A 9919-nucleotide genomic window follows, 5' to 3' on the forward strand; every position below is an offset into this window, starting at 1 on the left:
CTTGTTGCCGGTCTCGATCGCCATCCGCCACCCGGCCTTCTTCTTCTCGAAGGTCTCGGCCGTGCACTCGGGGAGTTCCGTGCGTGAGGCCGCCGCTGCCGACGTGGAGCTACCGGCCTGCTCGGCCTTGTTCTCCATGACGCTCTTCCACGAGGATTCGCCGTCGCGGATCGCCCCATAGATGCCACGGAGGTTCACCAACTCAGTAGGCGAGCAGGTGTCCAGGGCATGGCCAAGGTAGTCGGCAAGGTCGGATGCCTTGACGCCGATCTCGGCGAAGGCATCGGCGATTTTCTTGCGCTCGGCGCCGGGATCGCGCGCCGCCTCGTCCAGGCGGATCGACTTGATGATCGCCTCAGCTTCGTCCTGCAGGTCGCCGGGGATGATGCGAAGGCCGAGGGTGCGGATGGCCTTGGACACCTGGGCCGCGCGCTTGTTGAGAATGTCGTCCTCGGTGCCCGGAACGGTGTAGACGTTCTTGTTGTAGCTGTTCTTGCGGACGCTGAGGTAGGTCCCGTCTTCGCTCGGCCTCGACCGCTCGACCGTTTTGGTGACCCGAACGTCGAGCGGATATGTGACGTTTGATTCGAGGTCCGTCACCGAGACGCGGTGCACTTCCTTCGTGTCGTCCTCGAAGATCATGCTGGTCTCGACGAGAACGTTCGTCATGCAGCGGATGGCAACCTCGACRAAACGGATGCCAAGACCTTCGACGCCGTTGCCGATGGGCTTGCGGTAGTAAGCCGACTTGTTGTGGGCGAAGCTGGGGCGCTTGCACTCCTTCAGCAGGTCCTGCCGCACCTGGTCCCACTGGCGGGGCCGGCGCATCGCCATGACGTAGCGCGCCTCGACCATGGCCTTAGCCTGGGCGGCGACCGCCGTGGAAGCGGTCTCCTGCACGGCCAGGTTGGAGGTGGTGCCCCCGAATTCCTCGCGCACGGACAGGGCATTCCCCTGCGAGTTCGAACTGCTTCCATGGTCGGAGCGGGACATATCGAATTCCTTTGCCGGTATCCGCCGGCGCGGTCTTAGAAAGAGAAAGAGCCCAAAAGGCCGATTACTGACCGGCCGGCGACGGGCCGCGCACCGCACGCACGAAGGCGTAGTTGTCTCGGCGGTGGTGGTTGACGTCGCCGTAGCCGAAGAAGACGACCCAGACGTCGTCCGAAGCCGACGCCAATGGCGTGCCAGTCCACACCCAGTCATAGGCCGCGGACTCGAAGGCGTCCGTGTCGATCGCCGGGGCGTAGCGGGCGTGGTCGATCAGCCCGAACAGTTCGTGCACAGTCGGCAGGCGCCAGTCGAAGAAGCCCATGAAGCCCTGCTCGTTGAGCGAGGCGACGGCCGCCTCAGCATCAGCGAACGTCACTTCGCCTTCGGTGGCGTAGGCGCGGGTCCAGACCAGTCCGGTTGAGTTGTCGGAGGTGATGCCAGGGGCGCTTGTGTCGAAGCGCGACGGCGCGGGGGCCGACTGCTCGGTGACCATCGCTTCGGATTCGTCAATCCTGCGGAACGGGTACGCGGCCGACTTTTTGATGTTCTTGCCGAAGTACGAACCAATCGATTCGGCGCCACTGAACGCAGCGAAGTCCTCGGCGTTGAAGTTGTCGTAGTGGTACAGGCCGCTGGCGTCACCCTTCGAGTTCTTGAAGCGGATGGCAAGCGTGTTGGTGGTCGCGTCGTGGCCGATGCTGTGGATCTGCGAGGACTCAACGGGCGTCAGAGAGATCGGGTTCTTCGTCATTGCGAATTCCTTTGCCGGCGCTGCCGGCGTGTTGAAATTGGTTACTTACCGAGCCAGCACATGAGGCCGAGCAGGACGTGCGGAGCGATGAAGCCAGCAGCCGCGTACTTGAGCTCGCAAGGGGCGGACATCCACCAGGTAAGGGCGCGCTTCATGCGGGGACCCTGTGGCGAGAAGCGCGCTCGACGAGCCACTTGGTGTAGGCGGATCGCCACGTCGCGGCCGAGCAATCAATGCCCTGGCCAGAGCACCACCAGCTGCCGTCCCGAGAGAAGATGTGGGGCCTCATGCTGCGGTGGTGCCGGTCGGCACGACATTGCGGAAGCGGCGAGCATGCTCATACGAGACCGACTCGGGCGTTCGCTCGGTGAGGAGAGGCAGACCGGCGTGGATCGCGGCGCGCATCTCTGCCTCGGTGACGCCGTGCTGGCGGCCGTAGCGGCGAATGCGGCGGACGTACTGCATGTGGGTGGTGGGGACGACGGTGCTCATACACGGAACTCCTTGTCGGCTTTGGTCTCGGCCTTCTCGGCCACGTAGGTCGGGACGTGGTCCCGCATCAGCTGCGCAGCGCGCAGGAGGTCGCCTTCGCGGAAGAGGGCAACGATCTGGCTGCAGCTGCGGGGATCGAACAGCGCATCGCTCAAGCCTTCGGCGAAGGTCTCGTCGTCGCCGAGCAACTGCGTTTCGGTCGTGGCGATGAAATCGCGAACCAGAGCCTCATGGTCGAAGGCATCGAATACCTGGCGATCGATCCGTTCCTCGTAGGCGCTCATGCCGCAMCTTCCATCGCCTGGGCGGCGAGGTCGGTGTAATGGCCATGCGCCTTTGCGATGCCGATGGCGCGCTCGAACAGGGCGAGGGAGGCGCGATTGAGGGCCTCGTAGGCCACGTGCGCCTCGGCGATCACGGCGGCGGGCGTCGCCGTGTCGGCTTCCAGATCCGCGATCAGGTCATTGACTTTGAGCGCCTGGCCGCCGATCTGCACGGCAGCAACGAAGGCCGGGCTATTAGCGCTGACGAAGGTGAGGGCGCCCATGGCTTAGCCCTCGATCCCGAAGCGGACTGCGACGATGCGGGCGCGGTCCCGGTTCGTCATGCGCTGGCCGTAGTACGACGATTCACGGACGGCGACCTGGGCGCGCTTCGCGAGTTCGGCGCTGATGCGGCCGGCGGCGAGGGCGTTAGTGATCAGGTCCGAGGCGGTCGTGATGCTCATGGCTATCTCCAAGCCGGTTCTGGTCCGGCGTTGGAGATAAGACTAGCAGACTGCTAACCAATAGCAATAGCACCATGCTAGCTTGTGCTATTGATTTTGCCTATCGACGTTGCGCCGATAGGTAGACAGCGTCAATCAGCCGGCAGGCGCCCCTCAATGATCTCCAACTTCGTAACCCGCTCGGACGCCAGGTCAACGGTGCATAGGTAGATCATGGGGTTGTACGCGCCGAAGCCATTCTGAAAGGCCACTTTGTCGCCGATGTAGACGATCGCATCGTGCTTATCGCCGGCCCACTTGTAGCGGCTCATCATCGGGTCGAGAAACTTGTCAGTCCACTTCACGTCATGAAGGGCGCGCGCCTCAATTTGTGGCTTGCAGTAGACCTCAGCCGCTCCAGCGTGTTTCTTCGCACTGCACACCACGTCGGTGGCGCACTCCTCATCCCTTTTCGCCTCATCGGCTGCCGCGGCGGCAGCGGTAGGGGAGGGCGTGCTGTCCTTCGGCTTTTTGTCGTGGTCGCCGAACACAGCGGCCAGAATCACGACGGCGACGACAATCACGATCAGCGTTCCGCATCCGTGATTCTTCGCTGGTGGCTTCACTGGCTTTACGGGTTTTGCGGGTGCAGCCGCCTGCGCTGGAGGGGCCGCCATCATGGGGCGCCCACAGTGGGGGCAAGTAGGTGCGCTGTCGCTGACGTTTCCGCCGCAATCTGGGCACTTGAGCAAAGCCATGTTCTTCCCCTGAATCCTTGTAGTAGAGCTGCGTCCTGACCTTCGTCAGAACTCCTTGAGTGTCCAGGCCGCGAGCGCGCGGCCACCTATCTCGATGTCGTCAAGAGGCGCATCGATCGCCGGGTAATCGGGGTTCTTGCTGAGGATCCGTAGCGTTCCACGCCCAACGAACTGAAGGCGCTTCACTAGCACGCGACCTTCCCAACGGAAGCAGTACGCGGAGTCCTGATCGAACGTTTTAATACGGGTGTCGACGAAGATCAGATCACCATCGTTGTACTGACCTTTCATGCTATCGCCGCGGCCGGTAATCACGCGGATCACGTCAGGAGGTACGCCTGGCAGCTTTCGCTCAACCCACTCACGCGAGACACGAAGGCTCTCGACGACCTCTGGGTAGTCGCCGACGTAATCACCTTTACCCATGCCCGCGAATCCTTCCAAGAGTGGGAAGCGAACATAGCCCTCGCCAGTCTCAAATCTCGGTACTGACTGAGATTCAGCATTTCGCCGTTGCAGGTCGTGCCAATCGACCAGACCATCGAGCCAGCCCTTTGGGCGCCGCGCCGCGATCTCCAGTTTCCTGGCATTCGCGTCGCTGACGCCGCGAGCCTGCTTACCCTCGGCCTTGCTCATCTGAAACAAGTAAGCCGGGCTCATTTCGGCGGCCCTGGCGAGTTCAGCTTGCCCTATCTCGTCCACAAGAAGAGCGAGCCGGCGGCGCCTGGCTGCTTTCATTTCCTCAATTTCATGCGAGCCCGTATTCATCCTTGAATGGTCTAGCAGACTGCTAGGTTCGGCAACGAGCATCATGCTATTGACTTTCGATAGCACTCTGCTAGCCTTCGGCCATGGACCTCCATACCTACATCGCCGATACAGGCCGCCGCCGCTCCCTCGCTGAGGGCGTGAATGCCAATCCTGACTACCTCTGGCAGATCGCCACCGGTCGTCGGAACGCGAGCACATCTCTTGCTACGGCAATCGAGGCTTTCACCGAAGGCGAAGTGACGCGAGCTTCTCTCCGGCCCGATGTATGGGGCCCGACGCCTCGGTCCAGCGCGAAGCCCAAGCGTAAAGCCGCCTGATTCCCCCTCGCGGCTCGTTGCCGCGTGACTCCATTCCTCAACCACACGAGCACCTCTCAAAGGATTCGCCGATGTACGCCGAACAGACCCACCTACGGAACAAGGTCATCAAGGTTCGCCTCAATGATGACGAGCGCACCTTGGTTGATGCCCTTGCGCGCATCAACAAGACGCAGCCTGCCGTGTTGCTCCGTGACCTAGTGCTTGAGCGCCTGGAGCGTATCGAGCGCGCCGAAGCACGTGAGCAGCGTACCGGCAACGCGATCGCCGCTTGAAGTACCCATTGCAGTCCCTTTGGAGGCCCTGTGCGGCTTGACGACGGCATCCAACTGACGCCTTCCGAGAACTCTCGGATCAAGGCGTTTGCGCTTAAACACGGCATCTCCCAAGAGGAAGCCGTGTCGCGCCTTGCGCGCGAAGAAATCACCGAACGCTTCGTAGTTCGTAAGCACCGGGCCAATGTGGTGCCTATCAGGGCCCTCAAGAGGGACGACCTGTGAATGCTGCTCGCGATCAGATGAATCTTTTCGGTGGCGAAACGGCCATGGCTCAAGCGGTCATTTCAGACGGCCACACGCTCGCGCATGTGAATAATAGCGAGGGACCTGCCAAAGAGGTTCCGTCCATGTCGCACGTCCGTCGCATCGAGTTTCCGGCCGCCAGGGCCACCGACCCCCAGTCTTCCCATGACGCCGCCGAGAGCCACACGGCCAGCGGCGCACGTCAGTGCCATATCGAAATCGTCGTGGCCCAGGTGAGGGCTTTTGAGGGCCTCACAAGTGCCGAGATCGCAGACCATACCGGACTGGAGCGCCACGAGGCAGCTCGCCGGCTACCCGATGCTGAGAAGGCTGGCGCCGTGCGCAAGGGCGACCCTCGCCGGTGCTCTATCAGCGGCAAGCTGGTCACGACATGGTGGCTTGCGCAGTGAGCACGACGCTTATGGGTCAGTGCTGGCCCCTACAGATGCCGCCGACGCCAAAGGCGGTGCTGATCTCGCTCGCCGACAACGCGAATGATCAGGGTAATTGCTGGCCGTCCATTGCAACCATCGCGGAGCGTACGTGCTTCAGCGAGCGCGCGGTGCAGGGCGCCATCAAATGGCTTGAGCAGGCATCCGTCCTCTCCGCTGACCGTAGCAACGGCCGGCATACACGCTACTGGCTAACGCCAAGCAAGTTCACCGGAACCAGCGCCAGGGAAGTCCACTATATCTACCGGATCACACACGTCCCCACAGGCCAGTTCTACGTCGGCAGCCGGACCTGCGCATGCGCGCCTGAGATGGATGTCTACTTCGGCTCGGGCGCGCACTCGGCCTGGCTCATGAGTGAGAAGGAATCTTGTTCGCGCGAGATCCTCGGCACCTATCCCACCCGCGGCGAAGCGAACGTGGCCGAAACCGAGCTTCTCACTCGCGTGATTGATGCGCCGCTCTGCTTGAACAAGCGAGTGACTAATCCGGAAAACGCAGGTGGCAACCCCCGCACGTCGTGCACCCCGCAGGAGATGCACCCCGCAGATACTGCGCAGCAACCCCCGCAGGAGATGCACCAACCCCCGCAGATGCCGCGCCAACCCCCGCAGCAGGTGCCGTCTAACCGTCAAGAACCGTCACTAACCGTCAAGGAAAGCAACCGTCACAACGCGGACGCGATCGATGCGACGGATCGGTTCGATGAGTTCTGGGCAGCGTATCCCCGGAAGGAAGGTCGCAAGGATGCCGCCAAAGCCTGGGTGAAGCTCAAGCCAACCGCTGACCTTCTTGCGACGATCCTCGCGGCCTTGGCCCTGCAATCGAAGACTCCGAAGTGGCTTGAAAAAGGCGGCCAGTTCATTCCCTACGGTTCGACCTACCTCAACGGCGAACGTTGGAATGATCAGGTCCCAACCGTCACGCAGGACGTGGTGGTGGCCGGAGCTTTCGGCCCGAGAGGCAAACAGCAGCAGTTGGAAGAACGCAACAAGCGCGTCGCCGATGAGTGGCTCGCTGAGCAATCCGCCGCTTCGCAAAATCAACGCTGACTTGGCCACGACGATGCAAGAAAACGAAAGCACAAGATTCGCCGATCTGCTGACGGCCGCCATGGCGTACTACGGCAAGGAAGCATCGCTGTTCATGCTTAGCATCTTCTGGGATGCGCTGAAGCGGTTCGAGTTTGAGGACGTGTCGCGCGCCTTCAGCCTGCACGCGCAGAACCCGGACAACGGCCAGTGGGCGCCCAAGGTCGCCGATGTCGTGAAGTTGATCGAGGGATCGACGGCAACGCAGGGCATGACCGCCTGGGCGAAGGTGCTGAAGGCCATCGGCTCCGTTGGCCGCATGCGTTCCGTGGCTTTCGATGATCCTCTGATTCACGTCGTGCTGGACGAGATGGGAGGCTGGTACGCCCTGTGCAGCACGAATGAGGCCGAGCTTCCGTTCAAGGCGCGCGAATTCGAGCGCCGCTATCAGGGCTACCGGCTGCGCCGCGAAACCCCGGCTTACTCGCCCTACCTGATCGGCGGCCACGAGTCAGACAACCGTTCCAACGGCTATGCCACCCCTACGCCTCCCGCACTCGTGGGCGATCCGGAGCGTGCTGCGCTCGTGATGGATCGTGGGAGTAGGGAGGGGGCGATTCGGATCACCGATGGCCGAGAAGCATCGCGGTTGGTAGCGAAGCGTTTGGCCGCTACACAACCCACCAATGACGAACCCGAACCCCCGAGGGCAGCATGAAGCTCACATCCTTTCCCGAAGTCACCGTAACGATCGCCAAGGACCAGCCGGAGTATCTCCCGCTGCCAGCGCACGTTGCCTCCGATGGCGTCGTGACGTGCTGCTGGACGATGTCCTGGCGCGAGCGTCTCCGTGCGCTGGTGACCGGCAAGGTCTGGCACCAGGTGATGACGTTCGGCGCGCCGTTGCAGCCGCAGCTACTTACGACGGCGAAGCCTGAGATCGACTCATGGGAGGCCGCATGAGCCCCGTGCAGCAAGCCGTGATGAACGCAGTATCGACGGGTCCCAAGACCATCAACGATCTCATGGACGCCACGGGCTACTCCGACCAGTACGTCCGCGCCACGGTCGCGTTGCTCGTCGAAGACGGGAAGATCCGCCGCGGCGAGAAGGCTGAGCGAGTCCGTCGCATGGGTGCGCCGACCTATCGCTGGGAGCGCGTGGCATGAGCCCCACCGAGAGTCGGATCCTGAAGGCTTTGGCCTCGCGCCCGATGACGGTACGCGAGCTCGAGCCGGTGGTGTTCTGCGGCGAGCTCCAGATCCGCGCGCTCCTCCGTCGCCTGAATAGGGCCGGTGCGGTTCGGCTGGGCAGCGCCGCACCGCGCGTCAAGCAAGTTGGTTCGGCGCCTCGCTATTGGGAGCGAGTGGCATGAGCCGCATTCAGCGTTTCCCCCGCAACACCGCCGGCCGGGACTTCGTCGTCGGTGACGTGCATGGATGTTTCGATGCGCTGCGCGACGCCATCGCGTTGGCGCAGTTCGACGAGGACTGCGACCGTCTCTTTTCGGTGGGCGACCTGGTCGACCGGGGTCCTTCATCCGAGGAGGCCGTCGACTGGATCGCGCGCCCTTGGTTCCACGCCGTTCGCGGCAATCACGAGCAGATGGCCATCGGCGTCGCCGCCGGCAAGCACGATCACTCGAATTACCTGCGCAACGGTGGCGGCTGGTTCCTTGCCCTGGACGACTATCGCCAGCAGCTCACAGCGCAGGCCTTCGAAACGCTTCCCGTAGCGATCGAGATAGATCACGCCGTCGGGCGCATCGGCATTGTCCATGCCGACATCTGGGGTGGCTCGTGGGATGAGTTCGTCGCCGAGATCGATGGTGACCTTTCGAACAGTCGGCGGCACAAGCTGGTAGAGGTCGCACTGTGGTCCCGTTCGCGCATCCAGGCGCGCGACGAGACTGGAGTCTCGGACCTGTTCGCGCTCTTCGTGGGACACACGCCGGTGAAGACGCCGACCGTCCTGGGCAATGTCATCTATATCGACACCGGAGCCGTCTTCAGTAACGGCCTGACGATGATGGAGATCGGGAAGGTACGCGCCGTCGGCTCTACTGCGGAGGCAGCGTGATGGGTGCCGTCGTCGTGAACAGCGTTGAGCGCCTGCAGATCATCCTCGGTGACATCCGCGAGCAGTGGAGGAAGCACCACTACCTGCGCGTGACCATCAAGACCGGTAAGGACCGGTCGCTCGACCAGAACGCGATCTCGCATGCTTGGTACGAGCAGGTCTCGCGTGAGCTTCGCGAGGACGCTCCGGAAGATGTCAAAGCGGAGTGCAAGTTGCGCTTTGGCGTGCCGATCCTGCGCGCGCACGATGAAGATTTCCGCGAGATGTACGACGCGTCGATGAAGGGGCATCTGTCGTACGAGCAAAAGCTCAAGGCGATGCGCTTTATCCCGGTCACTTCACTCATGACCGTGCAGCAGCTGAGCCAGTACCTCATCGACATGCAGAACCACTACGCCACGGTGGGGGTGATCCTTGAGTTCCCGGAAGATGCGCATCCGCGTCGGCGGGCGGCATGAGGCCCTCAAAAGGTCTCGCGCGCAAGACGCCTATGCCACGGGGCAAGGCACTCGGCCGCGTCCCCGTCATGGGTCGGCCTGATGGCGCCGGCGCCGTGGTGGACGCGATGGCCAGGCCGAAGCGTGCCGCGCCTATGCGAACGTCGCGGCCGGCGATGACGCCGCTCCGCAAGTCCGCCCAGGACGAAGGCTGCACGGTCCAGAAGGCCGGTGTGTGCCTCTACGACCCGAAGACGGTCGTACTGGCGCACCTGCGGTGGCTGGGTGACTGCGGCGGGGCACTGAAGCCTATGGACCTGCAGGCCGTGTACGCCTGCAGCGAGTGCAACCGCTGGACGGACTCGCCGACCCTGGCCGAAACCCGTGACCGCGCCGCCTACGAGGCCGAGCGCGACTTCTACTGCCTGCGGGCACTCGTGCGCACATGGATGCGCATGATCGCCAAGGGGCTCATTACCGTGAAGGGGATCGAAGCTTGAAAGCCTCCGAGATCAAGGCAAAGTTCCCGACCGAAGCGGCGCTCTGCGACCTCTTCATCGCCGACATGCGGGCCATGGGTGGCTGGACGATCTACCCCGAGACGGCTGGCT

Annotated in this window: 19 protein-coding genes and 1 pseudogene; 11 read left to right on the top strand and 9 right to left on the bottom strand. The window is 62.9% G+C overall.

The window, feature by feature from the left end; translation table 11 throughout:
* The 9 genes and pseudogenes from AC1DSN_RS12700 to AC1DSN_RS12740 all read right to left on the bottom strand — a co-directional run.
* The coding region (locus AC1DSN_RS12700; protein ID WP_477330976.1) for a hypothetical protein at positions 1–993 on the bottom strand (993 nt) is incomplete at its 3' end.
* Positions 994–1057: 64 nt separating this feature from the next.
* The gene (locus tag AC1DSN_RS12705) at positions 1058–1744 is read right to left on the bottom strand and encodes an Lcl domain-containing protein (protein WP_477297902.1); all 687 of its coding nucleotides are present in this window, start codon (positions 1742–1744) and stop codon (positions 1058–1060) included.
* 285 nt (positions 1745–2029) lie between these two features.
* Positions 2030–2236: a hypothetical protein gene (locus AC1DSN_RS12710; protein WP_477297903.1), complete on the bottom strand. Its 207-nt coding sequence runs from the start codon at positions 2234–2236 to the stop codon at positions 2030–2032.
* Positions 2233–2520, bottom strand: a complete 288-nt coding sequence (locus AC1DSN_RS12715) for a hypothetical protein (protein ID WP_477297904.1) — start codon at positions 2518–2520, stop codon at positions 2233–2235. Before AC1DSN_RS12715 ends, AC1DSN_RS12710 begins: the two co-directional genes overlap by 4 nt.
* The gene (locus tag AC1DSN_RS12720; RefSeq protein ID WP_477330978.1) at positions 2517–2783 is read right to left on the bottom strand and encodes a hypothetical protein; all 267 of its coding nucleotides are present in this window, start codon (positions 2781–2783) and stop codon (positions 2517–2519) included. The genes AC1DSN_RS12715 and AC1DSN_RS12720 overlap by 4 nt, the downstream gene beginning before the upstream one ends.
* Positions 2784–2786: 3 nt before the next feature.
* Entirely contained in the window at positions 2787–2963 is a 177-nt protein-coding gene (locus AC1DSN_RS12725; RefSeq protein WP_477297908.1) for a hypothetical protein, read from the bottom strand.
* A gap of 131 nt (positions 2964–3094) precedes the next feature.
* Complete coding sequence (locus AC1DSN_RS12730) at positions 3095–3526, bottom strand: hypothetical protein (protein WP_477297911.1); 432 nt, start codon at positions 3524–3526, stop codon at positions 3095–3097.
* 102 nt (positions 3527–3628) lie between these two features.
* A pseudogene (locus AC1DSN_RS12735) lies at positions 3629–3700 on the bottom strand (zinc ribbon domain-containing protein); the annotation flags it as partial.
* A gap of 45 nt (positions 3701–3745) precedes the next feature.
* On the bottom strand, positions 3746–4468 hold the full coding sequence (locus tag AC1DSN_RS12740) for a S24 family peptidase (RefSeq protein ID WP_477330980.1): 723 nt from the start codon (positions 4466–4468) through the stop codon (positions 3746–3748).
* 83 nt (positions 4469–4551) lie between these two features.
* Between AC1DSN_RS12740 and AC1DSN_RS12745 the strand changes: the two genes are divergently transcribed.
* From AC1DSN_RS12745 to AC1DSN_RS12795, 11 genes are all read left to right on the top strand, one after another.
* Positions 4552–4788 carry a YdaS family helix-turn-helix protein gene (locus AC1DSN_RS12745; protein ID WP_477330982.1) on the top strand — a complete coding sequence of 79 codons (237 nt, stop codon included), beginning with the start codon at positions 4552–4554 and terminating at the stop codon, positions 4786–4788.
* 71 nt (positions 4789–4859) lie between these two features.
* A complete protein-coding gene (locus tag AC1DSN_RS12750) occupies positions 4860–5063 on the top strand; it encodes a hypothetical protein (RefSeq protein WP_477330984.1) in 204 nt (67 codons plus the stop codon).
* A gap of 30 nt (positions 5064–5093) precedes the next feature.
* Positions 5094–5288: a hypothetical protein gene (locus AC1DSN_RS12755; protein ID WP_477330986.1), complete on the top strand. Its 195-nt coding sequence runs from the start codon at positions 5094–5096 to the stop codon at positions 5286–5288.
* A gap of 125 nt (positions 5289–5413) precedes the next feature.
* The gene (locus AC1DSN_RS12760) at positions 5414–5719 is read left to right on the top strand and encodes a winged helix-turn-helix domain-containing protein (RefSeq protein ID WP_477330988.1); all 306 of its coding nucleotides are present in this window, start codon (positions 5414–5416) and stop codon (positions 5717–5719) included.
* Complete coding sequence (locus AC1DSN_RS12765; RefSeq protein WP_477330990.1) at positions 5716–6813, top strand: helix-turn-helix domain-containing protein; 1098 nt, start codon at positions 5716–5718, stop codon at positions 6811–6813. The genes AC1DSN_RS12760 and AC1DSN_RS12765 overlap by 4 nt, the downstream gene beginning before the upstream one ends.
* Complete coding sequence (locus AC1DSN_RS12770; protein WP_477330992.1) at positions 6767–7510, top strand: DUF6475 domain-containing protein; 744 nt, start codon at positions 6767–6769, stop codon at positions 7508–7510. The genes AC1DSN_RS12765 and AC1DSN_RS12770 overlap by 47 nt, the downstream gene beginning before the upstream one ends.
* Entirely contained in the window at positions 7507–7755 is a 249-nt protein-coding gene (locus AC1DSN_RS12775; protein WP_477297035.1) for a hypothetical protein, read from the top strand. Before AC1DSN_RS12770 ends, AC1DSN_RS12775 begins: the two co-directional genes overlap by 4 nt.
* A 20-nt stretch (positions 7756–7775) precedes the next feature.
* Complete coding sequence (locus AC1DSN_RS12780; protein WP_477330994.1) at positions 7776–7961, top strand: hypothetical protein; 186 nt, start codon at positions 7776–7778, stop codon at positions 7959–7961.
* 202 nt (positions 7962–8163) lie between these two features.
* Entirely contained in the window at positions 8164–8871 is a 708-nt protein-coding gene (locus tag AC1DSN_RS12785; protein WP_477330996.1) for a metallophosphoesterase, read from the top strand.
* A complete protein-coding gene (locus AC1DSN_RS12790) occupies positions 8871–9329 on the top strand; it encodes a hypothetical protein (RefSeq protein ID WP_477330998.1) in 459 nt (152 codons plus the stop codon). The genes AC1DSN_RS12785 and AC1DSN_RS12790 overlap by 1 nt, the downstream gene beginning before the upstream one ends.
* Positions 9326–9808 (top strand): nuclease domain-containing protein, encoded by a 483-nt coding sequence (locus AC1DSN_RS12795; RefSeq protein ID WP_477297041.1) that lies wholly within the window; start codon positions 9326–9328, stop codon positions 9806–9808. Before AC1DSN_RS12790 ends, AC1DSN_RS12795 begins: the two co-directional genes overlap by 4 nt.
* Positions 9809–9919: the final 111 nt, after the last annotated feature.

This window comes from Luteibacter sp. P4_D7_3, assembly GCF_056401735.1.